At 63.1% G+C, this 23,366-nt stretch carries 21 protein-coding genes; 7 read left to right on the plus strand and 14 right to left on the minus strand.

What is annotated here, in order from left to right:
* Nucleotides 1-13 precede the first annotated feature (13 nt).
* From FO488_RS00865 to FO488_RS00900, 8 genes are all read right to left on the minus strand, one after another.
* Nucleotides 14-1,825, minus strand: a complete 1,812-nt coding sequence (locus FO488_RS00865) for a carbon starvation protein A (protein ID WP_149208794.1) — start codon at nt 1,823-1,825, stop codon at nt 14-16.
* Between the two features lie 105 nt (nt 1,826-1,930).
* The gene (galT, locus tag FO488_RS00870) at nt 1,931-2,956 is read right to left on the minus strand and encodes a galactose-1-phosphate uridylyltransferase (RefSeq protein ID WP_149208795.1); all 1,026 of its coding nucleotides are present in this window, start codon (nt 2,954-2,956) and stop codon (nt 1,931-1,933) included.
* 208 nt (nt 2,957-3,164) lie between these two features.
* Entirely contained in the window at nt 3,165-5,354 is a 2,190-nt protein-coding gene (locus FO488_RS00875) for a glycoside hydrolase family 57 protein (RefSeq protein ID WP_149208796.1), read from the minus strand.
* Nucleotides 5,355-5,629: 275 nt separating this feature from the next.
* On the minus strand, nt 5,630-8,137 hold the full coding sequence (locus FO488_RS00880) for a mannose-1-phosphate guanyltransferase (RefSeq protein ID WP_149208797.1): 2,508 nt from the start codon (nt 8,135-8,137) through the stop codon (nt 5,630-5,632).
* A 102-nt stretch (nt 8,138-8,239) separates the two neighbouring features.
* Nucleotides 8,240-8,620 carry a response regulator gene (locus FO488_RS00885; protein WP_149208798.1) on the minus strand — a complete coding sequence of 127 codons (381 nt, stop codon included), beginning with the start codon at nt 8,618-8,620 and terminating at the stop codon, nt 8,240-8,242.
* On the minus strand, nt 8,621-10,243 hold the full coding sequence (locus tag FO488_RS00890) for a sensor histidine kinase (RefSeq protein WP_149208799.1): 1,623 nt from the start codon (nt 10,241-10,243) through the stop codon (nt 8,621-8,623).
* Between the two features lie 105 nt (nt 10,244-10,348).
* Nucleotides 10,349-11,830, minus strand: coding sequence for a cysteine--tRNA ligase (cysS, locus tag FO488_RS00895; protein WP_149208800.1), 1,482 nt, complete (start codon nt 11,828-11,830; stop codon nt 10,349-10,351).
* Nucleotides 11,831-11,949: 119 nt separating this feature from the next.
* A complete protein-coding gene (locus FO488_RS00900; RefSeq protein WP_205743319.1) occupies nt 11,950-13,800 on the minus strand; it encodes an OmpA family protein in 1,851 nt (616 codons plus the stop codon).
* Nucleotides 13,801-14,108: 308 nt separating this feature from the next.
* On the opposite strand from FO488_RS00900, the gene FO488_RS00905 reads away from it, so the two are divergent.
* A complete protein-coding gene (locus FO488_RS00905; RefSeq protein WP_149212030.1) occupies nt 14,109-15,551 on the plus strand; it encodes a DUF3426 domain-containing protein in 1,443 nt (480 codons plus the stop codon).
* Between the two features lie 84 nt (nt 15,552-15,635).
* Here FO488_RS00905 and FO488_RS00910 read toward each other — a convergent pair whose 3' ends face one another.
* From FO488_RS00910 to FO488_RS00925, 4 genes are all read right to left on the minus strand, one after another.
* The gene (locus FO488_RS00910; RefSeq protein WP_149208802.1) at nt 15,636-16,112 is read right to left on the minus strand and encodes a peptidylprolyl isomerase; all 477 of its coding nucleotides are present in this window, start codon (nt 16,110-16,112) and stop codon (nt 15,636-15,638) included.
* 95 nt (nt 16,113-16,207) lie between these two features.
* Complete coding sequence (locus FO488_RS00915; RefSeq protein ID WP_149208803.1) at nt 16,208-16,528, minus strand: DUF167 domain-containing protein; 321 nt, start codon at nt 16,526-16,528, stop codon at nt 16,208-16,210.
* Nucleotides 16,515-16,967 carry a DivIVA domain-containing protein gene (locus tag FO488_RS00920; protein ID WP_149208804.1) on the minus strand — a complete coding sequence of 151 codons (453 nt, stop codon included), beginning with the start codon at nt 16,965-16,967 and terminating at the stop codon, nt 16,515-16,517. The genes FO488_RS00915 and FO488_RS00920 overlap by 14 nt, the downstream gene beginning before the upstream one ends.
* Before the next feature lie 6 nt (nt 16,968-16,973).
* Nucleotides 16,974-17,300 carry a YggT family protein gene (locus FO488_RS00925; protein ID WP_149208805.1) on the minus strand — a complete coding sequence of 109 codons (327 nt, stop codon included), beginning with the start codon at nt 17,298-17,300 and terminating at the stop codon, nt 16,974-16,976.
* Between the two features lie 188 nt (nt 17,301-17,488).
* On the opposite strand from FO488_RS00925, the gene FO488_RS00930 reads away from it, so the two are divergent.
* From FO488_RS00930 to FO488_RS00955, 6 genes are all read left to right on the plus strand, one after another.
* Entirely contained in the window at nt 17,489-18,289 is an 801-nt protein-coding gene (locus FO488_RS00930) for an inositol monophosphatase family protein (protein ID WP_149208806.1), read from the plus strand.
* Nucleotides 18,286-18,609, plus strand: a complete 324-nt coding sequence (locus FO488_RS00935) for a hypothetical protein (protein WP_149208807.1) — start codon at nt 18,286-18,288, stop codon at nt 18,607-18,609. The genes FO488_RS00930 and FO488_RS00935 overlap by 4 nt, the downstream gene beginning before the upstream one ends.
* 136 nt (nt 18,610-18,745) lie before the next feature.
* Nucleotides 18,746-19,726 carry a beta-ketoacyl-ACP synthase III gene (locus FO488_RS00940; RefSeq protein ID WP_149208808.1) on the plus strand — a complete coding sequence of 327 codons (981 nt, stop codon included), beginning with the start codon at nt 18,746-18,748 and terminating at the stop codon, nt 19,724-19,726.
* A gap of 222 nt (nt 19,727-19,948) precedes the next feature.
* Nucleotides 19,949-20,503 (plus strand): RNA polymerase sigma factor, encoded by a 555-nt coding sequence (locus FO488_RS00945; protein ID WP_240732105.1) that lies wholly within the window; start codon nt 19,949-19,951, stop codon nt 20,501-20,503.
* Entirely contained in the window at nt 20,493-20,798 is a 306-nt protein-coding gene (locus FO488_RS00950; protein WP_149208810.1) for a hypothetical protein, read from the plus strand. Before FO488_RS00945 ends, FO488_RS00950 begins: the two co-directional genes overlap by 11 nt.
* Before the next feature lies 1 nt (nt 20,799).
* Nucleotides 20,800-21,198 (plus strand): hypothetical protein, encoded by a 399-nt coding sequence (locus FO488_RS00955; protein ID WP_149208811.1) that lies wholly within the window; start codon nt 20,800-20,802, stop codon nt 21,196-21,198.
* Between the two features lie 7 nt (nt 21,199-21,205).
* Here FO488_RS00955 and FO488_RS00960 read toward each other — a convergent pair whose 3' ends face one another.
* The gene (locus tag FO488_RS00960; protein WP_149208812.1) at nt 21,206-22,255 is read right to left on the minus strand and encodes a CheR family methyltransferase; all 1,050 of its coding nucleotides are present in this window, start codon (nt 22,253-22,255) and stop codon (nt 21,206-21,208) included.
* Nucleotides 22,252-23,334 (minus strand): aminofutalosine synthase MqnE, encoded by a 1,083-nt coding sequence (mqnE, locus tag FO488_RS00965; protein WP_149208813.1) that lies wholly within the window; start codon nt 23,332-23,334, stop codon nt 22,252-22,254. The genes FO488_RS00960 and mqnE overlap by 4 nt, the downstream gene beginning before the upstream one ends.
* Between the last annotated feature and the right edge of the window lie 32 nt (nt 23,335-23,366).

Here is a 23,366-nt window from a genome sequence, read left to right on the forward strand (position 1 = left end):
CGGCGACGAGACGTTACTCCTCCACCACCTGGAGCACCATGTCGCCGTACTGGTCGGAAACCGGCTCCTTGACCCGCAGCAGTTGATACCATTTGACAAAGGCGGCGATGAAGACGATCGCCATGAGGACCATCAGGATCACCGAGAGGACCGCCAGCAGGGTCAGCCCCTTGGGCAGGTAGTTCTTGGTGATGTTGAGGTAGCCGGCGGACATGGTGACCGGGATCATGAAGATGCCCGGGATGGCGGTGACCCAGGCGTATTTGGCCTTGCCGAGCCGGATCAGCATGGTGGTGCCGATGATCAGGCCGCTGGTGGCCAAAAGCTGGTTGCTCATGCCGAACAGGGGCCAGATGGTGGTGATGTCCCCGGTATAGACCAGATAGCCCCAGGAAGCGGTGAAGAGGAAGCTGGTGATGGCGATGCCCGGCTTCCAGGTGAAGTCGCCGAATTTCGGGGCTACCTTGCTCAGCATTTCCTGGAGCAGATAACGGCCCACGCGGGTGCCGGCATCCACGGCGGTGAGGATGAAGACCGCCTCGAACATGATGGCAAAGTGGTACCAGTAGGCCATCATGCCCTTCATGAAGGGTACGGCGGAGAAGATGTAGGCCATGCCGACCGCCAGGGAAACGGCGCCGCCCGGCCGCCCCTGCACCTGTTCGCCGACCTCGGCAGCCAGTTCGGGCAGGTGCACCGGCACCATGCCAAGGGCCTGGAAGGCCTTGGGGGCGGCATTGATGGCGAAGTAGTCGGCCGGGACCAGCACACAGGCGGCGATGAGGGCCATGATCGCCACAAAACCCTCGGTCAGCATGGCGCCGTAGCCGACAAAGAGGATCTCCTTCTCGTTGCCGATCATCTTGGGGGTGGTGCCGGTGCCGATGATGGCATGGAATCCGGAGAGGGCGCCGCAGGCGATGGTGATGAAGATGAAGGGGAAGACCGCGCCCGGGATGATCGGGCCGCCGCCGGAGATGTATTTGGTTACCGGCTCCATGGAGAGGTTCGGGTGGACGACCACGATCCCCAGGGTCAGCATGACGATGGTGCCGATCTTCAGATAGGTGGAGAGGTAGTCCCGCGGGGTGAGGAGCAGCCAGACCGGCAGGACCGAGGCAAAGAAGCCGTAGATCGGGATGAACAGGGCGATTTGTTTTTTGCTGAAGGTGAACAGCCCGGCCAGGACCGGATCCTGGGCAATGAACGGGCCGGTGACGATGGCGAAGAAGAGCAGCACCACGCCGATCACGCTGGCCCCCTTCACGTCGCCGGGCCGGATCTTCTGGAGGTAGATGCCCATGAGGATGGCGATGGGGATGGTGCAGAAGACGGTGTAGGTCCCCCAGGGGCTGGAGAACATGGCGTTGACCACCGCGATGGAGAGCCCGGCCAGGGTCAGGATCAGGATGAAGAGCACGGCAAAGGAGGCCACAGTGCCGGTGGTCTTGCCGATTTCGTACTCGGCGATGCGGGCCAGGCTCTTGCCCTTGTGGCGCACCGAGGCAAACAGCACGATGGTGTCGTGGACCGCGCCGGCCAGCACACAGCCGACGATGATCCAGAGCGCGCCGGGGAGAAAGCCGAACTGGGCCGCCAGCACCGGCCCCAGGAGCGGTCCGGCCGCGGCGATGGCCGCGAAATGGTGGCCGAAGAGGATGAACTTGTTGGTCTTGACATAGTCGTGGCCGTCGGCCATGGTCACGGCGGGAGTTTCCCGGTCTTCCTTGAGTTCGAGCACCCTTTTTGCGATGAACAGGCCATAGAAACGGTAGGCGATGGCAAAGATGCAGAGGGCGGCGAAGACCAGGGTGAGTGCGTTCATAACGAATCCTCCTGAGAGTGGGGTCGCGGCGTGTTATTCCCGCGCGATTCTCATTTCAATATGCCGATTACGCCATGCTGTCAACGTTGTTTACGGGGCGTTGCGTCATACGTCCGCTTCCCGCAGGAAGCTGGCCGCATCCTCGGGCGACGTGGGATTGATGTAGAACCCGGTGCCCCATTCGAAACCGGCAACCTGGGTCAGGCGGGGCACCAGTTCGATATGCCAGTGGTAATCCTGTTCCAGCGAGTTCCAGTGGGTCGGTTTTCCGGGCCGCCGGTGCATGGGGGGCGCGGTGTGGAGGATGAAGTTGTAGGGCGCATCCCGCAGCACGTTCTTGATCCTGAGCAGCATATCCTTCATGGCCACGGCCAACTCGGCCAGTTGGGCGTCGTTCATCAGGGCGAAGTCGTGGCTGTGGCGTTTGGGATACAGCCGCACTTCGAACGGGGAACTGGAGGCGTAGGGGGTGAGGGTGACGAAGTTGGAGAACTCCCGCACCACCCGTTCGTTGCTGCTCAGTTCGAACGCAATGAGATCGCAGAAGATGCAGCGCTCCTTGGTGTCGAAATAGTTGCGCGCCACCTTGAGCTGGGTGGCGGCCACCGGCGGCAAAAGCGGCACGGCGATCAACTGGCTGTGGGAGTGGTGCAGGGTCGCCCCGGCACGGAGCCCGTGATTCTTGAAGAGCACCATGTAGCGGAAGCGGAAATCCTTGCGCAGGTCCAGATAGCGGGCGCGGTAGGCGGTCAGGACGTCGGTGATCTCGTGGATGGTGAGATCGGCCATGCTGCGGTTGTGGTCGGGGGTCTCGATGATCACCTCGTGGGCGCCGATGCCGTTCATCACGTCGTACAGCCCGTAGCCGCGGTTGTTCAGCTCCCCCTCCACCCTGAGCGCCGGGTATTTGTTGGGGATCACCCGCACCCGCCAGTTGGCCGCGTTGGGCATGCCGCTGGGGCGGATGGCGAAGATCTCGGGCGGCGTCTTATCCTCGTTGCCGTAGCAGAAGGGGCAGGCGGTCATGCCATCCCCCTCCGGCTCCACGTGGAAATCCCGCGGCCGCCGGCCGCGCTCGGTGGCGATGATAACCCAGTGCAGCTTTATGGGGTCCCAGCGAAGTTCTGACATGGTAGGCTCCTTCACCCGTGTATCGTAGTAAATTCCAGCAAAGCGGCCCAAAGGCCCCAATACCATCTGCCTGTACGTGCCACGTTCGGCAACGTCAGATTTGAGATGATGACGGTGGCGGCGAGGAGGAAGCGACAGGGGCATAGCAGCGCTATGCCGACAAGCTTTCGACGAGCCAACGCCGTCAGCGCTCAAATATGGCGTTGCCCTATATGAGCCAGTTGTCCAGCTCGATCTCCTGCCCCGCATAATAGATCATCAAAGGCGCGTCCGTGGGCCAGCGGCCGATCTCCTCGTTGTCGCGCACCAGGGTCACCGAGGCGAACAGCTTGCTCTTGGGGGCCGGCTTGATGGCCTCCAGCGGGACGCTGACCTCGCAGGTCTTGGCGATCTTCCAGCGGCAATGGCCCCGGGTCGGCACCCAGACGTTGTTTTCCCTGACCTGCAACAGCCCCTCGTCGGTGCGCATCTGGAGGGGGAGCCGGTATTCCCGGTCGTAGATCAGGTGCAGGTTGAGCACGTCGATCTCCCGCAGCATGCGGGAGAGCTCCTGGATGCCGTCGATGCGGAAGAACAGGTGGTCCCTGTTGTAGCCGTAATAGAAGCTCTGCAGCATGCGGTCCGAGGAGTGCATGGCCGACCCCTGGCGGGTCAGGTCGTAGAGGCCGGCGGCCAGCCATTCGAAATAGTCGCTGATCTTGCCGTTGATCTCGGGATCGATGAAGCCGGCCGGCTCCCGGATCAGCCCGGCCGGGCTCTTCTTCTTGATCGCTTCCAGGAGCTCGAGCGGCGTGTCGATCCCCAGCAGGCGGTAGACGTTCATCAGGTGCTGGCGGAACAGCCGGTCAAAACGGTCGCTGTGAGGCGAAAAATGGTCGTCGCCGTACCACCAGAACCAGTCGCTCCCCTCGGCGGCGTAGAGCGAACGGCAGACGGTTTCCACTGCGGCATCCGCAGCCGGTTTTCCGCTCTCCAGCGCTTCGGCCACGGACGGGCTATGGGAGACGGCGGCGTTCCGCGCCGCGGCCAGCAGGTCCCAGGCCCGGTTTTCCTCCGGGTGGCCGATCCAGATGCCGTAATTGGCGTTGATCCACGAGCCGGGATGGATGCCGTGCAGGCGGCCGTCGAAGCTGCTGCGGGCCAGGACGTCGGAGCAGACGGTCAGGTTGAGGGCCGGGGAGCCGGCGATGCCCCGGTACAGCCCCTGGAGGAAGTCGTAGGCGTTGTTGGGGTAATATTCCCAGGCGTTCTCCCCGTCCAGGCAGATGGGGATCACCCGCCCCTCGCCGCTGGCGCGCCCCTTGATGGCGTGCAGCCGTCCGCAGAAGTCCGCCACGGCCCTGCCCGCATCCCACTGGGAGTAAGTGAAGCCGACCAGGTCGGAGAGCTGGTGGTCACGGAAAAAGGCGCCGATCTCGCCATGCCGGCAGGCGAAGCGCCAGGGGCGGTAGAGGCGTTCCTTGTGGTCTCCCAGGCCCCCTTCGAGGCTTTTGACCAGGATGTCTTCATCCGTGGCGATCCAGCCGATGCCGTTGTCGGCGATGATCTCCAGCGCCTCGTTGCTGACCGATCCCTCCGACGGCCACATGCCGGTGGGGGTAAAGCCGAAGACCTGCCGGAAGTAGTCGATGCCGCGCCGGATCTGGGCGCGGGCGTCTTCGGGATGGCGGAACACGGCCGTGGGCAGCGTGACGCGCGGCATGGCGGTCCGGGCACTGCCCACATCGCACAACAGCGGCAGGATGGGATGGTAGTAGGGGGAAACGGCCAGTTCCGCCCGTCCGTCCCGGTGCAGGCGCTGGTAGCACGGGATGATGGCCTGCAGCAGTTCCCGCTGGGTGGCGAAGAGCAGCTCCTTGTCGGCAGCGGTGAACTCCTCGCCCTTGGCGGCCAGTTCGGCAAAGGCCGGATAGCGCCGGCGGGACGCCTCACCGGTCCAGGCCAGGAAGAACAGGACCTGGAGGTCCAGCAGGTCCTGGTCGCTGAAGTGGCGCACCCGGTCCCGGGCGCTCCCCGGCTTCCCCTCGCCGGCCATGTAGAGCAGTTCCAGGTAGCGCCGCGACGGCTCGATCATGCGCTGCCGGTTGGCGGAAAAGAAATTTTCCAGCAGGAAGATGCGGTCGTCCTCCTCCAGGTCGGCGGGGGCCGCCTTACCCCGCTCCAAGAAGGGATCGACGGCGGTGCCGGCGGCATAGTCCAGGATCTGCTCGATCAGGGAGGGAACCAGGTTGAAGACCGCCCGTGCCCCCGGGGTATCCTCCACAATGGCCGGCATGTCGAAATAATCCTTGATGCCGTGCAGATAGGTCCAGGGGAGCGCGTACTCGTTCTTGAGCGGATCCTTGTAGTATGGCTGGTGCATGTGCCATATGACGACCACATCGAGCGGAATCGGCATCTCAGGCGGCTCCTTGTCTCTTGGCAGGTTGTTGAAGAACAGCCATCAGGCCTTCGCCCTCAAAAGCCCTTTCGTGCTGCGTAGCGCCCCTCATCCTATCCTTCTCCCAACGGGAGAAGGGATACTGTTAGCCTCTCCCTCCGGGAGAGGGTGGCCAAAGGCCGGGTGAGGGCCTCCGCGGGGCTTGTCGAGCGGGTGCGACGATCTGACTATTTTTGAACAACCTGAGTTTTTCAACAACCGCTTAGATCGCAGGTGTCCTGACGGGAAAGACATCACTCCAACTCCTTCTTCCACCCTTCCACCTTTTTCTGGTACTCCGTCAACAGCCTCTGGGCCGCCTTCAGGTCCTTGGCCTCGGCCACGATGTGGGTATGGGGGGTGTGCTGGTCCGGCAGCACCAGCACCCATTCGTCGCCGAAATGCACCTTGATGCCGTCGATGAAGGTTGCCTCCTTGTCCAGGCTGTCCTCGCTCATCTTGCGCATGATGCCCCCCTTCATCTCCCAGGCGCAGGGCACACTGGCCTGGAGGAACGCCTTCGACGGCACGTCCGCCAGGACGCTGGAAAAGGGGACGGCGCCGGCGGCACCCAGTTCCACCAGCTTGGCGATGGCGAACATGCCGTCGAAGGATGCCTGGAAACGGGGAAAGGCGAAACGGCCGTCAATGGTGCCGGCCAGGATGGCTTCGGAGGAGTTGGCCGCCTCCAGCATGGCGCGCTCGCTGCTCTTGGTGCGGGTGACCTGGCAGCGTTTCTGGTTGGCCAGCTGTTCGATGGTGGAGGGGGCCTGGACCGGTACGGCGATGACCCCTTTCTGGCCGCTGTTCAGAACGAGCGCCGTCATCAGGGAGAGCAACTCCACGCCGCTTAGGATGCGGCCGTCCTCGTCCAGAAGGGCGATGGCCTCGGCCGTGGGGTCGAGCCAGAAGCCGGCCTGCGCCCCCAGCGAGACGACGATCTTGGAGAGCTGGCCCATTCCGGCCTGCTTGTCCATGGCCCTCTTGCCGCCGCGCCCCTCGTCCACATAGGCGTTCAGGGCGATCACGTTGCACCCCAGTTCGTTGAGGATCAGGGGCAGGATCTGGCTGGCCGGCGAGAAATTGAAGTCCACCACCACGGTCCAGGCCGCCCTTTTGACCATCTCCCGGTCCATGGCCCGCAGGAAACCCTCGCGGTAGAATTCGACCACGTTGTTGATTTCGATGATGGCGCCCGGCTCGCTGTGGTGAGCGCGGCGGAAGTTTTCCTTGTAGTAGATGCGCTCCACGTTCTTGGCCATGCCGCTGGAGAAATCCAGGCCGTCGCCGTCCAGAAAGACGATCTCCAGGGCGGCCGGGTCGTCCAGCGCCTGGCGCAGGTAGAACCCCCCCACCTCGCCGAAGGTCTTCAGCTTGTAGCGCAGGATCGGCAGGGGGGTCATCTTCATGTCGCGCACATTGACCCCCGCCGAGAGGATGCCCCCCACAAAGCAGCGCTTGAGCATGCGCGAGGAGAGGTTGCAGTCCCGCCCCCCCAGGACGTAGCTCCCCTTGGGCAGGGTCGTGCCGTAGGCGCAGCCCAGTTTCGCCACGAATTCGGGCGTCAGCTCCACGTTGGAGAGCCCGGAGATCATGGCCCCCTCGAAGAGCGCCTTTTTCCACTTCTCGCCCCAGATCAGGTTGGCGGTGACGATGGCGCCGGCCTCGATCATCTTGCGCGGCCAGATCTTGACCTCGCTCTTGATGACCGCCTCGTCGCCGATGGAGGTCTCGTCGGCGACGATGACCCCCTCCTCCAGTACGGCCCCCTGGCCGACCCGCACGTTGGAGCAGATCACGCTGTCGCTGATCCTGGCCCCCTTCTTGACGTAGGAGTTGTCCCAGAGCACGCAGCGGTTGAGTTTGACCCCGGCCTCGACGGTGCAGTTGCGGCCGATGACCGAATCCTTGATCCGCACGTCGCCCAGGATCTGGCTGTTGTCGCCGACGACCACCGTCCCCTCGAGGCCGGTGGGGTACTCCAGGGTCACGTCGGCACCGATGCGCAGGTCCTTGCCCAGGAAGTCCTGCTTGGGCTCGTCGATCTTCAGGTTGATCCTCCCCTTGAAGATGTCGTGGTAGGCCTCGCGGTAGGAGTCGGTGTTGCCGATGTCGCGCCAGTACCCCTTGGCCGGGAAGCCGAACAGGGCCTCCTTGTTTTTCAGCATGGCCGGGAAGAGGTCCTGGGAGAAATCGAAGTTTTCCCCGTCGGGGATGCTTGCCAGGATCTCCGGTTCCAGCACGTAGATGCCGGTATTGATGGTGTCGGAGATGACTTCGCCCCATCCCGGCTTCTCCAGGAACTGGGTGATGCGCCTTTCCTTGTCGGTGATGACCACCCCGAACTGGAGCGGATCCTTGACCGAGGTCAGGGTGATGGTGGCCTTGGCCCTGCTGTCGGTGTGGAAATCGATGATCTTCCTGAGGTTGAAGTCCGTCAAAAGGTCGCCGCTGATGACCAGAAAGCGCTCGTCCAGGTACTTTTCGGCCGCCTTGACCGCCCCGGCCGTGCCCATATCCTGCAAGGGGGTCACGTAGGTGATCCTGACCCCGAAATCGGCGCCGTCGCGGAAGAAGTTCTTGATGACGAACGGCTGATGGTAGAGCAGCATCACCAGATCGGTGATATCGTGCTTTTTCAGCAATTCCACGATATGGAGCATGATCGGGCGGTTGAAGAGGGGGATCATCGGCTTGGGAATGCTGCTGGTGAGCGGCTGGATGCGGGTTCCGAATCCGCCGGCCATGATGACGGCTTTCATACGGTGGGCTCCTTGCGTGAAATAATGATCTCGTACCGCTTTGTAACGAGGGGGGGCAGGCATCCGTGGGCGATCCCGTCCCTCTGCGGCAACGGAGGGGATTTACAGGCCGGCCCTCTGCCGTTGGGCCTTCTTGGCCAGGACCCGGGCGATCTCCTGCTTCAGTTCGCTCAGGTCGCCGGATTTGACCACGTAGCCGTCCGCCAGCCACGCGGAGAAGTCGTCCTTGTAACAGGAAAAGGCCGAACAGAGGATGACCGGCATGTCGTGGCGCTCCTTGACCAGTTTCTGCAGCAGGTCGATGCCGCTCTCGTTCTTGAGTTTTATGTCCAGCACCACCAGGTCGAAGGCCGCCTCCCGGAGTTTTTCCACCGCCTCGGCGGTTCCGGCCGCCGTCACCACTTCATACCCCTCGTCCGCCAGCTCCTCGGCATACAACAGCCGGATGTTGGCTTCATCGTCCACCACAAGTAACCTGTTCATTTACTGTTCCTCCTTCCGGATGGGAAGTACGATCGTGAAGAAAATGCCGTTTTCGGGCACTGATTGGGCATTCAGAGGGATTCCCTGCTTTTCCAGCATGGTCTTGCACAGGGCCAGCCCCAGGCTGGCCCCCATCTCCTGGGTGGATGAAAAGGGCATCATGATGGTGTCCAGCTCCGCCTGGGGGAGGTACCGGCCGTGGTCCTGGATGCGGATGACGATGGCGTCGCCTTCCCGGTGGGTGCGGATGTGCATGACCCGCCGGCGTCCGGTGCCGTTCAGGTCGCATTGGATGATGGTACGCAGGCAGTAGGACACCTGCTTGAAGTCGATATAGGCCGGCGGCAGCTCGCTTCCTGCCGAAAACGTGCTCTCGTAGCCCCGGGCGTGCAAGGCGTCGGCCGAGTCGCGGAGCGCGGTTTCCACCAGTTGGTTCACGTCCCAGAAATCCTTGGTCGGGTAGAGGGAGTCGGAGTAGTTGAGGATCTCGTCCAGCACCCCCTCAAGCTGGCGGGCCTCGCTGACGATGGATTCGATGAAGTTGCGCTTGGGATCGCCGGCCGGGGTGTTTTTCAACATGGAGCGTGCGAACCCGCCGATGATCATCAGGGGGTTGCGGATGGAATGGGCGATGCTGGAGGTGATCCGTCCGACGAGGGCCATCTTTTCCATCCTGACGATCAGTTCCTGCTGTTCCTTCAGCTTGGTATGGGCTTCCGTGACCCGGTTGAGCTCCTCCTGGAGCCGCTCGTAGAGGGAGGCGCGCTCTATGGCGAAGGCCACGGGGAAGGTGAAGGTCTCCAGGGAGTGCATGTCCTCCGCCGTGATGCGGCGATGGGTGATGCAGTTGTCGGCGATGATCATGCCCACCCGGCGGTTGCGGGAGACGAGCGGCATGAGCAGGAAGGTATCGACCCCCAGCAGCCGGGCAAAAGCCGGGTCCACGTCGGGATGGTGGTAGGCGTCCTCGATCAAAAGCGGCTGTTTCCCGTCCAGGGCCTTGATGAGGATATGGTCGGTATTGGCGAGCGGAACCGAGATCTGCTCCAGGATGTCGTGGAATTTTGCCCGTTCGGCGGAGAGTTTGTTCTTGCGGAAGCTCTGGGCCAGGGTCTGCAGGTCCATGTCGTTGCTGGCGATCTCGTCCCAGACCTGATGGGCCTCCTCGAAGTTGCGCGGCCCGATGGCCAGGTATCCCTGAAGGTGATCCCGCTGGTGATCGGTCATCAGCAGAAAGGCCCGGTTCATGCCGAACCCCCTCCCGGCGGTGATGGCCGTCAGGGCCACCGACAGTACCTCCTCCAGGTCTACGGAACTCTGCAGGACGGAACCGAGTTCGTGGAAGAAGCGGATTTCGAGGCTCTTGCTGTCCAGGAAGCTGAGCAGGGACTGGATGTGGATCTTCTGGCGGCGATATTCGTCGTGGATCAGGGAGAAAACCGGCCCCAGAGGGTGGCCGCTGGTTTGGAAGCGCTCCAGGTCGCGCCTGAAGTTGGGACAGTCGCAGCATTTCTCCAGGATGCGCCGCCGCGGGGACTCCAGCAGGTCTTCATCGCCCTCGCGGATGTTCGGGCAATCGCCCAAGGCGACCACATCTCTGTCCCAGCAGCACTCCCAGTCCACGCGATCCCTCGTTTATGCCACGTACGTTCAAGATAAAGCGTAACTAATTATACCAGGAGACCGGCACTCTTCAAGTGACGACGGACAAATTCGCGGCGGGGCGCGCTACCGTATCTTCCAGGTGGTGCCCTGGGCGGAATCGAGCAACTGTATCCCCTTTTCCAGGAGCAGGTCGCGGATCTCGTCGCTTCGCTTGAAATTCTTGGTTTTGCGGGCTTCGGCCCGTTCTGCGATCAGTCCCTCGATCTCCGCCGGGGAGATGTGGATCTGATCCGCCTTGGCGCTCTTGACCCCCTCCAGCCACGTCGCCGGGCGGCTGCCGAACAGGCCCAGAACCCGCCCCACCTCGGTAAAACGGTCGCGCGTCCGGGCGATGAGCGCCAGGCCGGCCGGCTCGGGTTCGCCCATTTCCGCGAGGAAACGGTTGGCGGCGCGCACGGCGTCGAACAGCACGCCCAGGGCCTGGGCGGTGTTGAAATCGTCATCCATGGCCTCGCAGAAACGGGGGATGAGGTTCTCCTGCCGGTCCTGCAGTTCCAGTCCGGCCCCCGCCGGCGGCTCCCCTGCCGGCACGCCGGCAGGGACGGGATGTGCCGTCAGGACTTCGTCCAGGGCCGCCAGGCAGGAGTAGATCCGTTCCAGGCCCGCCTGGGCCTCGTCCAGGTTCTGGTCGGAAAAGTCGATGGGTGAGCGGTAGTGGGCCGACAGGATGAAGAAGCGCAGGGTCTCCGGGTCGAACTTCTCCAGCACCTGACGGATGGTGAAGAAGTTGCCCAGGGATTTGCTCATCTTCTCCGAGTTGATGTTGACGAAGCCGTTGTGCAGCCAGTAGCGGACGAACTGGCAGCCGTTGGCCGCCTCGGACTGGGCGATCTCGTTTTCGTGATGGGGGAAGACCAGGTCCTTGCCACCGCCGTGAAAATCGAAGGTCGCCCCCAAAAATTCCATGCTCATGGCGGAACACTCGATATGCCAGCCGGGGCGCCCCTTGCCCCACGGCGACTGCCACCACGGTTCCCCGGGCTTGGACCCCTTCCAGAGGGCGAAGTCCATGGGGTGGCGCTTTTTGTCCCCCACCTCAACCCGCGCCCCGGCCTTCATCTCGTCCAGGTTGCGCTTGGAAAGCTTGAGGTAGTCGGGGAAGGTCTCCACGGCATAATACACGTCACCCTCCGACTCGTAGGCGTGTCCCTTGGCGATCAGGGCCTCGATGATGGCGATGATGCCGCCGATGTGGTCGGTGGCCTTGGGCTCCACCGTCGGCTTGGCCAGCCCCAGACGTTCCATGTCCTCGTCGAAGGCCTGGATGTAGCGGTCGCTGATGGTGCGGTAGTCCACCCCTTCCCGATTGGCGCGGTTGATGATCTTGTCGTCGATGTCGGTGTAGTTGCGCACATAGGTGACATCGTAGCCGGCATACCCCAGGTAGCGGTAGATGACGTCAAAGACCACGTTGGCCCGCGCATGGCCGATGTGGCAGTAATCGTAGACCGTTACCCCGCAGACGTACATTCCGGCCCTGCCGGGCGTGATGGGTACGAAGACTTCCTTTTCACCGGAAAGGGTGTTGTAGACGCGCAGTGCCATGGTACGGCTCCCATAAGAAAATTTGTTGTTCGTTTTCGTGCTGCGGCCCGGCACCGGAGGGGCGATATCCGCCCCGCGCCGTCGTATGCCGGAACTCCCGGCGCAGGCCGGGGAAAGGGTTACTTCACCACGCTGGGGCCCTGGGCCGTGAGGGTTACCACGGTTACGCCCCGGCGGTTCTTGCGGCGGCCCTCGGCCGTCTTGTTGCTGGCGACGGGGATGGAGCAGCCATAGGCGTTGATGCTGATCCGCTCGGGATCGACGTCCCCGTTGTGCAGGATCTGGTTCTTGATATTGACGGCCCTGACCCGGGAAAGGGTCATGTTGTAATCGAACGGCCCCGTGTAATCGGCATGCCCTTCCACATGGGCGGATACCTGGGGATTCTTCTTCATGAACTCGGCGATCTCCCTGATCTTCGCGTAATATTTCGGGTTGATGTCGGCTTTGTCCACCTTGAAGTTGATGACCAGCTTCATCAGCGGTTTTTCGTCGTACACGATCCTGCTGTCGGGGACGGCGGGGCAGTTGTCCGTGGCGGCGGTAAAATAGCCTGCGCTGGACATGCCTTTTCGCGGCAGGAGCGGCTTTACGGGAACCTCGATCAGTATGGGCGTCCGCTCCGGGGGTGCGGGCGCCGCTTCCGGTTCCGGCTTTTTGGGTGCCGGCGCGGCAGGGATTGCCGCCGCGGGCGGCGTCGGCCGTACGGGTGCCGTGGCCCGTGGCGGCTCCGGGACCGCCGGGACGGCAGCGGCCGGGACCGGGACCGGGACCGGAGCGGGAGCCGCCGGAGCACGGGGGGACGGAGCAGGCTGAGCCTGAGCCGCAGGTGCCTTCGCGGCTCCGGCGGGCGCAGCGGGAGCGCTCCCCGTCGGGCAGCCGTCCTTGTCCACCGGGGTTCCCCAGGGGGTTCCGGGGCATTTGTCCAGATAGTTGGGCACCCCGTCGCAGTCGGAATCCAAAAGGGTTACGCCATTGAGTCTGGCGATGCAATCCGTCGTGGCTGTCCCGGGGGGAGGTTCTTTCCGGGCCGCGGCGGCTGGCGGCTCGACCACGGGTGCCGCGGCTTTTGGTTTTTCCTGGCCGGCCTCCGCCCCTGCCGGGGGCGCGGCGGTTTCTGCCGGTTCCGTGGACCTGGCCGGGCAGCCGTCCTTATCGACCTTGGTATTTTCCGGCGTTCCGGGGCACTTGTCCAGGTAGTCGGGCACGCCGTCGCCGTCGCTGTCCAGGGGGCAACCGTTCTGGTCAACCTTGACCCCCGGCGGCGTTCCGGGGCATTTGTCCAGGTAGTCGGGCACACCGTCGCCGTCGCTGTCCACGGGGCAGCCGTCCCGGTCCACCTTGATCCCTTTCGGGGTTTCCGGACATTTGTCCAGATAGTCGGGCACGCCGTCCTTATCCGTATCCACCGGCGGCACCCGTCTCAGGTTCTTGTCATAGCCCAGAAGAAACGACAGGCCGAGGGTCGACTCGAAGTTGCTGCGGGCGGCCATGTCCCGGTACACGAAGATGTGGCGCAGGTCCATCCGCAGCGCCAGATAATCCTTGAGGAAGTATTTGACACTGGCACCGTAGTCGAAAAAAGCGCTCGTGGAAGAGGGACTGCCGTCGCCGTTCACGTACATGCCGCCGACGCCGACGGCAAGAGAGGGGACGAACCGCTCCCGGGGCAGCAGGGAGTAGAGCGCCTCGGTACGCAGGAGATAGGCGGTTGCGGAGTTTTTGTTCGATTTCAGGCGGGTCATGGCCACGTCGAGCCCGGCTTCGACCGCCAGGCTGTCGATGGCGTTGCGGCCGATTATGTCGTATCCCAGGCGGATGCCGTAGCTGGGGCTTGCCTCCAGGTTGCTGTGGCCGTCGAATACGAGCACGCCGACCGCCGGGGTAAGGGAGAGTGAAGGGGTGACGGCGGCGGATTGGCGGGGTGCGCGAAAATCCACGACCGCCAGGCAATCCCTGTGTGCGGACACGAACGCGATGCCGAGGAGTATGGATACGATGAACCTGCGCAACGATTTCTCCGCCCACAGTTAGAGATTCAAACTGTTACCATATACTACGTATAGCCACCTACTTTCAACCAAAACCGCTAGTTCGCGCGGTTCGGTTGTCAATTGAAAAAATGTGCGGCCGGAGTTCCCGCCGGTTTGCAGGCCGCGGCTGGCGACGCATGGACACCCGTTTAAGAATTTGACACCGTACCCCCTTTTTGATATAGACCATAGAAGGTTCAAGTATTTAAGTACTGTGCCACCACCTATTCAGCGGGGAGTCGCAGATGATTATCCAGTGTGAACAGTGCTCCACGAAATTCAGGCTCGATGAGGCCAAAGTCAAGGATAAGGGCGTCAAGGTCCGTTGTGCCAAGTGCCGGCATGTCTTCACCGTCACGAAACAGCAGGATCTGGAATCCGCGGGCGGCGCCCTGGCCGGCCTTGATCAGCCGTTTGCGCCCGGGCTGGATGACGCTTCGACTCCTGGTGCCGCCGTTCGGGAGGAGGGGCCGGCCAGCCAGCCGTTTGCCGCTGGAGACCCTGATGATGTCTCATTCGCTCCGCCGGCGGTAGAACCGCCCCCGGCTCCGGCAGGGGCGGCCGATTTCGGTTTTTCCTTTTCGGATGAAGCGGCTGATGCCGCCGCCGGTCATGAGAAAGCCGCGGCTGCCGCCAACGAGGCCGATTTTTCCGATTTCGATTTCGGGGACGTGGCTGCGGCCACGGCACCGGTGAGTACGCCTCAGGCCCTTGATTTCAGCGGGGGAGAGCTTTCTGCCGCGGCGCCGGCATCTGCACCGGATGCCGCCGGTTTCGACTTCGGCGATGAAAACCTGTTCGGCGATGCCGTTGCCCCCCCCGCACACGAAGAGCCTGCCGAACCGATCTCCTTCGATTTTTCGGTCGATGACTTTGCCGATTCCCTGGGGGCGTCGGAAAAGGCGCCGGCAGGGAAGGAAGCAGCGAGCGGCAGTGCTGCGGCCAAGGCCGACGAACCCTTCAGCCTGGGGGAAATCGATTTCGGCGACGAGTTGACCTCGGTAGCCGTGCAGCATGTCAATCCCGAGGAACTCAAGCCGGCTCAGGAGCTGCTTTTTGCCCCCCTGGCCGAAGCGCAGGAAAAGAAAGGCCCCGCCGTGGGAGAGGGACCAGACGCAGCGGCCTTTTTGTCTACGCAGGATGAAGAGCTGCCGCCGCTTTCCATCTCCTCCCGCCGCAAACAGAGCCCCGTCTTCATGGGGGTGGCCGCTGCGCTTGCCGTGGCTGCCGTGGCACTGCTGGGTTATGCGGGGTACTCGATGTTCGGCGGGGAAAAGGTGGCAAAGGAGAGCGGGCGCATTACGGTGCGTGGTATCAACGCCGCTTTCGTCAAGAACAGCACCGCTGGTGAGCTCGTCGTGATCAGCGGCGAGGCGGTCAACGAATTTGCGGGTCCGCGGGCCGCCATACAGGTGAAGGGGATGATCTACGGCCCGAACGGGCAGGTGCTGGCAAGCAAGAGCGCCTTTTGCGGCAACCCGCTGACCAGGGAGCAGTTGGCCGGCATGCCGCTGGACAAGATAGAGGCGGCCATGGCCAACCAGTTTGGCGATTCGCTGGACAACCTGGAGGTGTCGCCGGGGAAGGCGATCCCCTTCGTCATCGTGATTGCCAAGGCACCGGCGGACGCCAGGGACTACGGCGTGCAGCCGGCCGGTTCCACGGTGGCCACGGAGAAACAGAAGTAACCGTCCCCCACATGGGCGGAGGAAAGAAAAATGGCCGTGGAGCAATTCCACGGCCATTTCTTCTTTTCGGGGAGGCGAAAAACCCTAGAGTATCTCCACCAGCTTGATGTCAAAGGTCAGGTCCTGCCCGGCCAGCGGATGGTTGGCGTCGAGGGTGATGGTGGTGTCGGTCACCTCGGTTACCATGACCGGCATCGTCGAGCCGTCCTGGAGAACGACCTCCATATGCTGCCCCGGCTCCGGGTTGATGTCGCCCGGGATCTCGCTGCGCTCGATTACGGCCACCAACTCCTCGGCCCGGGCCCCGTAGGCCTCCGCCGAGGCTATGGCGACCTGGACCCGCTGGCCCGGTTCAAGGCCGATCACGGCCGCTTCGAATTTTGGGATCAGGTGCCCCTCGCCGATGACGAATTCCATCGGCGCGCCGGCCTGGCCGCCGCATCCGCACGCGTCGTCGCTGCATTCGTCGGCGCCTTTTTCCGAGCTGTCGAATATGGAGCCATCCTCAAGCGTGCCGGTATAGTGCACGCGAACCTTGTCGCCGTTTTTTGCCTGTGCCATGTGTGTTTTCCTTTCGTTGTTTGATTCAGCCATCTGACAGATAGGTGGGGAACAGGCATAATCCGTAAGGGCCGATGCATGTATGATGTGTTCGGTCAACGCTGCTGCGAGATCAGTTCTTCCAGCGTTCTTCTGAGCAGTGCGGGCTCCTTGCCGCCGATCTTGACGCGCTTGTGGCGCGAGGTTTCGCCGGAAACGATCTCCACCGCCGATTTGGCGACATGGAACCGCTCGGCCAGGAATTCCCGACAAAGCTTGTTGGCGGCGCCATCCACGGGCGGCGAGGTCAGGCGGATCTTCAGGGCGTTGTCCTGGATGCCGCATACCTCGTTTTTGGATGCCCGGGGCTGGATGTGAAGGGTGATGATGATGCCTCCGTCCGTATCGGTACAGAGGGGCGGGTCAGCTTTGCTCATCGCCGGAGAGCTGACGGGCATGGCTGTCCAGGAGGGCTTTGAGGCTTATCTCGAACTGAACCTTCTGGCGGCGGACCTCTTCGATGCGGGCCTTGAGGTCGCCCAACTGGCGTTCGGCGTCCATCACGATCCGTTCGGCCTTGAGCTCGGCCTCGGAAACGATCAGCGCCGCCTCTTTCTGGGCATTGGCTTTCATCTCCTCGGTGATCCGCTGGGCGGCCAGCATGGTTTCGCGGAGGTCTTTCTCCTTCTCGCCCATCTCGGCCATCTCCCGGTTGTGCCGGGCCTGCTGCTCCTTGAGTTCGTTGTTTTCGCGGATCAGGCTTTCCATTTCCGAGGCGATGGATTGCAGGAAGGCGTCCACATCTTCCGGGTCAAGGCCTCCCAGCATCTTGCCTTTGAACTGCTGCTGCTGGATGTCGAGCGGGGTGATCTTCATCGCTGGTTAACCTCTCAATTTGAGTGACATGCTGGCCGTCATGAGGTACTGGTAGGCGGTATCGAACACCACGATCTGCAGCACGTAGATCAGGGCAAAGGCCACCAGGGGGGACAGGTCGAGCATGCCGGTGTCGGGCATGTGGCGTCTGATCCTGCGCAGGAGCGGGTCGGTGACGCGGTAGATGAAGTTGACGATCGGGTTGTAGGGGTCGGCGTTCACCCACGAGATGATTACGCTGGCCAGCAGGATATACTTGTAGATGGTCAAAAGGCCGTTGCCCAGTTCCACGATCTTGGCCAGCGCCAGGAGTATGTTCGCAAAGAGTACCACGTCTGATCGCTCCGTATGGTGCCCGGTCGGCATGATTTTATACGATAAACGGGCTAGAATATGCCTCAAAGTAGGTGTAATGTCAAAGCAGAAAGACAGATGCTTGTCAGGGAACCGCGAGTCTGGTATAAACGGTCCGGCAAAGGCGGCGCATCCGGGCCGCCTTCTTTTTATGGCGAGGTGTGACGATGAACGAGTACCGGCAGTACCTTGATTGCGCCGTGACGGCGGCCCTGGCGGCGGGAAGCTTTCAGCGCCACCGTTTCGCATCCCGTCTGGAGATCGACCTGAAGGGGGACAAGAACCTGGTGACCGAGGTGGACCGAGAGGCCGAGCGGCTGATCGTGGAACACCTCCTGGACCGCTTTCCGGGCCACACCGTTATTGCGGAAGAGGGGGAGTATCCGCCGGGGGACCCGCAGTTCCGCTGGATCATCGACCCCGTGGACGGCACCACCAATTACGCCCACGGCTTCCCCTGGTTCTGCGTCTCCATCGCCCTGGAGGCGCAGGGGGAACTGGCGGCCGGGGTGATCTACAACCCCATGTCCGACGAACTCTTTACGGCCACCCGGGGGGGCGGCGCCTATTTGAATGGCCGCCGGTTACGGGTTTCCGCCAATTCACCCATCAGGAACACCCTCCTGGGCACCGGTTTCCCCTACGACTGCGCCACCGACCCGGCCAACAACTTCGCCAGCTTCATCGCCTTCCAGAAGGCGGCCCGCGGCATCCGCCGGGCCGGCGCCGCCGCCCTGGACCTGGCCTTTGTGGCCGCCGGCCGCCTGGACGGTTTCTGGGAGCTGAAGCTCAAACCGTGGGACGTGGCCGCCGGGGTCCTGCTGGTCCGTGAAGCGGGGGGGACGGTGACCACCTTCGACGGCTCGGCCTATGACGTCTTCAACGACCGCATCCTGGCCACGAACGGCCTGATCCACGACGACATGACGGCCTTGCTTGCCGCAACCGCCGCGGGAGCCGCCCCATGACGCGCAAACGGACGGCACTCCTGCTCTCCGCCTTTGTCCTGCCCGGCCTGGGCCAGCTCTACCTTGGCCGCAAGGTGGCGGGCATCGCCATCATCATGGTGCTCAACCTGCTGCTGCTCCTGGCGCTGTTCGTGGTGCTGAAGGGGCTCGGGCCGGTGATTGCCGCCAAGATGGCCGCCGGTGCGGTTACGGTCTCGCCCGGCGAGGTGATGGCGGCCCTGGAGGGGGCCTCCGGTTTCGGCAAGGGGCTCTTGGCCGCGTTTGCCCTGGTGTGGGCTTGTTCCGTTGCCGATGTCCTGCGCTGCCGCGACGGGGAATGATTGCCGGGCGTCCTGTCTTTGAACTGTGTCGTTTACACAACATTCCGATTGACAAACAGTGTTATTTTGTGAGAAATTCAGAAAACTTTACTATTGCGGAGAGCAATTGCACGGCACGTGCAACAGCGGGGATATCATGATTCATTCGCAGGTCATCGGCAGCGGAGCGTATTCACCGGAACGGGTGGTCAAAAACGAGTTTTTCGAAGATCTGGTGGCGAACGCCGACGAATGGGTGTTTTCCCGCACCGGCATCCGCGAGCGCCGGTTTGCCCGGGAGGACCAGGCGACCTCCGACCTGGCGACCATTGCCGCAAAGCAGGCCCTGGAGGCGGCCGGCATCGACGCCTCCGAGATCGACTGCCTTGTGGTGGGTACCTCGACGCCGGACATGATCCTGCCGGCAACGGCCTGCATCGTCCAGCACAACATCGGCGCCGCCAACGCCTTCGCCTTTGACGTCAATTCGGTGTGCAGCAGTTTCGTCTATGCCATGGAAGTGGCCGACAACTTCATCAAATGCGGCAAGTACAAGACGGTGATGGCCATCGGCGCGGACACCTACTCCAAGATCCTCGATTTCGAGGACAAGTCCACCTGCCCGCTGTTCGGCGATGGCGCCGGGGCGGCGATCCTGAGGGCCACCGAGGAGGACAGGGGGGTGCTCTGCACCTACATGCGCAGCGACGGCAGCGGCTGGCCGCTGATCCAGGTACCCTCCTCCGGGTCGCGCAAGCCGGTCACCGCCGAAACCATCGCCGCCCGCGAGAATACCTTCAAGATGGCCGGCAAACAGGTCTATATCTTCGCCACCGAGGTGATCCCCGAGATCATCGTGGAGATCTGCCGGAAAGGGGGCATCCAGACCTCGGATCTGGACTATATCATCCCGCATCAGGCCAACGTGCGCATGATCGACTTCATCGCCAAGAAGTTCGGCTATCCCAAGGAACGCTTTCTCCTGAACCTGGACCGGTGCGGCAACACCTCGGCCGCCTCGGTGGCCCTGGTGCTCGACGAAAACCTGCGTAACGGCACCATCAAACCGGGCAACCTGGTCCTGACCATGGGCTTTGGCGGCGGCCTCTCCTGGGGCGGGCTGCTGATCAGGTTCTGATGCCGGCCAGACAGGCCCTCTGACGCCATCCGCACCGGGCAAGGCCACCATCGTTATGGTGGCTTTGCTTTTTTACCCCCCATGGTGTAACCTTCTGGGTGCCCCCGTCGTCTAATATGCAGAAAAAGCGCATGGACGGACAGGGATGACGCCAGGGGGACGCCCCCGTACACCCTCTCACCACGCGCCATGACCAGGGATATTTCAACGATTGTGACCAGTGTGCCAGAGCAGACTTCCGACGAAAGCCTGATCAGCGCTACCCTTGCGGGTGACGATGGGGCCTACGCACGGCTGGTAACCCGCTACAAGCGGCGCATCTTCGCCCTGACCGCGCGTTTTGCCCGCGACAGCGACGAGCTCGAGGACATTTGCCAGGAGGTATTCATCAAGGCCTTTGAAAACCTGGCGTCATTCCGGCATGATGCCCCCTTTGAGCACTGGCTGACGCGCATTGCCGTGCGGGCGAGCCACGATGCGCTCCGCCGGCGGCGGCGTGAAAAGGGGCAAAGCGGTTTTGACGACTATGTTTTCGAGGTGCGGGACTCCGCCGAGGAGGCGCACCGGGAGGCGCGCGAAGCCCGTGAAGTGCTGAAGTGGGCGTTTACGCGCCTCAAGGCGGACGAGCGGATCGTCATTACCCTGCTGGAACTGGAGGGGCATTCGGTACGGGAGATTTCGGCATTGACCGGGTGGAGCGAGACAAACGTGAAGGTTCGTGCCCATCGGGCGCGTCAGGTGTTGAAGCGGGTACTGGAGGAGAGCGATGAACGATAACGCGGATGAAAGATTGGACCGGCTTTTTGCGGCGACGCGTACCGTACCGGTGGACACCTCCGCCCTGGAGGAGCATTTTGAAACCAGGCTGATGGCCAGGCTGGCGGAACGGCGCAGGAACGCCATCCCGTGGTATGTCATGATGTGGCGCATGGTGCCGCTGTTTGCCGTCCTGGTGGCCGTCATCGCGGTGTACGGCACCAGTTTCAGTTCGTCGCCTTCCGATGACCTGTTTGCCGCCATCAGCACCGGTCAGGAAGAGTATCTGGCGCAGAACATCCTGACGGGGGAATGATATGAAGAACTTCAAGGCGATAGCGGGAATCCTGCTGGTGTTCCTCATGGGCGCCGCAGGCGGGGCCTTGGTAACCCACATGGTCCAGAAGGCCCATTTTGAGCAGTCCATCCTTGCCAATCGCAAGATGAGGGAAGAGGTGATCGTCGAGCGGCTCACCAGGGAGCTCGGCCTGGACGGCAGCCAACAGGAGCAGGTCAAGGCCATTACCCATGAAACCCATGAAGGGATCGGCAGGCTGAAAAAACAGATCCATCCCCAGATCGAGGCCCTGCTCGCAACGGGGCAGCAGCGCATGGAAGCGGTGCTGCGGCCGGACCAGCGGGAAAAGTTCAAGAAGCTCGTCGCCGAACGGCGGGCGGACAAACACCAGAAGGATGATGACCGGGGCCGCAAGTGAGACGACGCTAGCGCTTCACCCCCCCAACCCCTGCGCCGGCCACGATGGGGGCGAGCCCGGCAGAAGTTAACAATGCCTGCACCTCATGGTGCGGGCATTGCTGTTTCCACCCCCCGTGGAAGCTGTCGGCCGCCAGCAGGATTCCACTCGGCCCGAGGAGCGCCACCAGATTTTCCACAACCCGCCTGACGTCACCCCGTTTGTTGATGATTGGCCCCCCCAGAAGTCCGTTGCAGAGGATCAGTCCGAAGGGGCGCTGCTCTCCGGACATGGCCAGGAGGTCGGCCTGCCGGAAGGAAATGGCCCGCTCCGCGCCGGCGGCGAATACCGGCGCCACCCACTCCCTGAAGGCTGCCTGCCGCGCCGGGTCGTGGGGAAAGGTGGCATGGGCCGCCGCCCACACCTCCAGCGGATCGATCGTCCAGCCCTCGATCTGGAAATTCCCAGGTGGTATGCCATGTGCGAGCAGCAGGCGCGCCAGGCCATAGGTCGCGGCGCCGTCTCCGCAGGCGGCATCCAGGCAGCGCAGCGGTTGTCCCGTTGCCGTGCGTTGTTCCAGCCACAGCCGGATGCTCTCGGTCTGGTGCGGATAACGGTCCATGGCCCCGCCGTAGAACCGTTTCGGCATGCCGGACCAGAAGAGATAGCACCGGCGCGCCTCCCCATCGGCTAGCAGCCGGTGCAGCAGACGCGCCGGGGTCGTGCAGGCGGACAGGGCCGGCGGCAGGGCCGCCGCCACGCCGGCCCAACTGGCCGCGTCGCCGAAGGCCCCGGCCGTAGCCGCCGGGCACGTGAGGGCTGCCCGCTGGAAGCGGTTGAATACCGGCCGCACCTCGGCCAGGGGGAACCAGAGCTCGCTCTGGTAATGGGTCTCAGGGGTCGGGCAGAGGCCGGGGGCGGGCCAGGGGGGTGGACAAAAGGCGGCACAGGCGGCTGACATGCGCCTGAGCCGTTCAAGATCGGCTTGGAATGGGGCAACGTCCAGCCGGGACGGGATGAGTTCTTCGAGACGGCACTCCGCATCCCCGGGGGCGAGGGACGGGGTGAAGCGGATCATGGGAAGCTGGCGATGGGCCGGTAGAGGGTATCCCGCTCCACGGGGGTCCGGCCGGCCTTGCCGATCATGCGGATGATCCCCTCCTTGGTCAGGGCCTGGGGGCTCCGGGCCCCGGCGTCGTGGCCGATCTTTTCCTCCACCACGGTGCCGTCCAGGTCGTTGACCCCGAAGGCCAGCGCCACCTGGGCGATCTTTTCCCCCAGCATGACCCAGTAGGCCTTGATATGGTTGAAGTTGTCCAGGAAGATGCGGGCAACGGCCAGGGTTTTCAGATCGTCCAGGCCCGAGGTCCCCTTGATGTCCAGTTTCAGGTCCGAGTTCTCCGGCTGGAAGGCCAGGGGGATGAAGGCCTGGAAGCCGCCGGTGCGGTCCTGCAGGTCCCGCAGCAGCTCCATGTGCCTGACCCGGTCGGCCGGGCTTTCCACGTGGCCGTAGAGCATGGTGGCGTTGGTCTTCAGCCCGGCCTGGTGGGCCAGGCGGATAATCTCCAGCCAGCGGGCCCCGGAGATCTTCTCCGGGCAGATCCTGTGGCGCACCTCCTCCACCAGGATCTCGGCGCCGCCCCCCGGCATGGAGCCGAGCCCGGCAGCCTTGAGCCGTTCGAAGACCTGTTCGATGGCCAGCCCGGAGATGCGCCCGAAATAGTCGATCTCCACGGCGGTAAAGGCCTTGATGTGCAGGCTTGGCGCGGTCTGGCGGATGGCGGTCAGGACGCGTTCGTAGTGCTCGAAGGGGAGGTCGGGGTGGAGCCCGCCGACGATATGCACCTCGGTGGCGCCCTCCTCTTCGGCCTGCCTGGCCTTGCGGCACACGTCGTCCAGGGCCAGGGTATAGGCACCGTCGTCCCCCGGGGTGCGGGAGAAGGCGCAGAAGGCGCAGCGGTTGACGCAGATGTTGGTCGGGTTGATGTGGCGGTTGACGTTGAAGAAGACGTTTTTGCCGTTCTTGCGTTCATTGGCCAGGGCCGCCAACTCGCCGATGGCCAAGAGGTCGGTGGAGTTGAACAGGAAGAGCGCCTCGTCGGCGTCGATGCGCTGGCCGGCGCGGACTTTTGCGGCTATGCTTTCAAAGTTGCTCATGGGAAAACCTTCGCGTGGGTTACGGGGAGACC

The sequence above is a fragment of the Geobacter sp. FeAm09 genome (genome assembly GCF_008330225.1).
Taxonomy (GTDB): Bacteria; Desulfobacterota; Desulfuromonadia; order Geobacterales; family Pseudopelobacteraceae; genus Oryzomonas.

Excerpts from the sequence above, each read along its gene's own strand:
- FO488_RS00865 (WP_149208794.1), bottom strand. The coding sequence starts at position 1,825 with ATGAACGCACTCACCCTGGTCTTCGCCGCCCTCTGCATCTTTGCCATC.
- galT (WP_149208795.1), bottom strand. The coding sequence starts at position 2,956 with ATGTCAGAACTTCGCTGGGACCCCATAAAGCTGCACTGGGTTATCATC.
- FO488_RS00875 (WP_149208796.1), bottom strand. The coding sequence starts at position 5,354 with ATGCCGATTCCGCTCGATGTGGTCGTCATATGGCACATGCACCAGCCA.
- FO488_RS00880 (WP_149208797.1), bottom strand. The coding sequence starts at position 8,137 with ATGAAAGCCGTCATCATGGCCGGCGGATTCGGAACCCGCATCCAGCCG.
- FO488_RS00885 (WP_149208798.1), bottom strand. The coding sequence starts at position 8,620 with ATGAACAGGTTACTTGTGGTGGACGATGAAGCCAACATCCGGCTGTTG.
- cysS (WP_149208800.1), bottom strand. The coding sequence starts at position 11,830 with ATGGCACTGCGCGTCTACAACACCCTTTCCGGTGAAAAGGAAGTCTTC.
- FO488_RS00905 (WP_149212030.1), top strand. The coding sequence starts at position 14,109 with ATGATTATCCAGTGTGAACAGTGCTCCACGAAATTCAGGCTCGATGAG.
- FO488_RS00910 (WP_149208802.1), bottom strand. The coding sequence starts at position 16,112 with ATGGCACAGGCAAAAAACGGCGACAAGGTTCGCGTGCACTATACCGGC.
- FO488_RS00915 (WP_149208803.1), bottom strand. The coding sequence starts at position 16,528 with ATGAGCAAAGCTGACCCGCCCCTCTGTACCGATACGGACGGAGGCATC.
- FO488_RS00920 (WP_149208804.1), bottom strand. The coding sequence starts at position 16,967 with ATGAAGATCACCCCGCTCGACATCCAGCAGCAGCAGTTCAAAGGCAAG.
- FO488_RS00930 (WP_149208806.1), top strand. The coding sequence starts at position 17,489 with ATGAACGAGTACCGGCAGTACCTTGATTGCGCCGTGACGGCGGCCCTG.
- FO488_RS00935 (WP_149208807.1), top strand. The coding sequence starts at position 18,286 with ATGACGCGCAAACGGACGGCACTCCTGCTCTCCGCCTTTGTCCTGCCC.
- FO488_RS00940 (WP_149208808.1), top strand. The coding sequence starts at position 18,746 with ATGATTCATTCGCAGGTCATCGGCAGCGGAGCGTATTCACCGGAACGG.
- FO488_RS00950 (WP_149208810.1), top strand. The coding sequence starts at position 20,493 with ATGAACGATAACGCGGATGAAAGATTGGACCGGCTTTTTGCGGCGACG.
- FO488_RS00955 (WP_149208811.1), top strand. The coding sequence starts at position 20,800 with ATGAAGAACTTCAAGGCGATAGCGGGAATCCTGCTGGTGTTCCTCATG.
- FO488_RS00960 (WP_149208812.1), bottom strand. The coding sequence starts at position 22,255 with ATGATCCGCTTCACCCCGTCCCTCGCCCCCGGGGATGCGGAGTGCCGT.
- mqnE (WP_149208813.1), bottom strand. The coding sequence starts at position 23,334 with ATGAGCAACTTTGAAAGCATAGCCGCAAAAGTCCGCGCCGGCCAGCGC.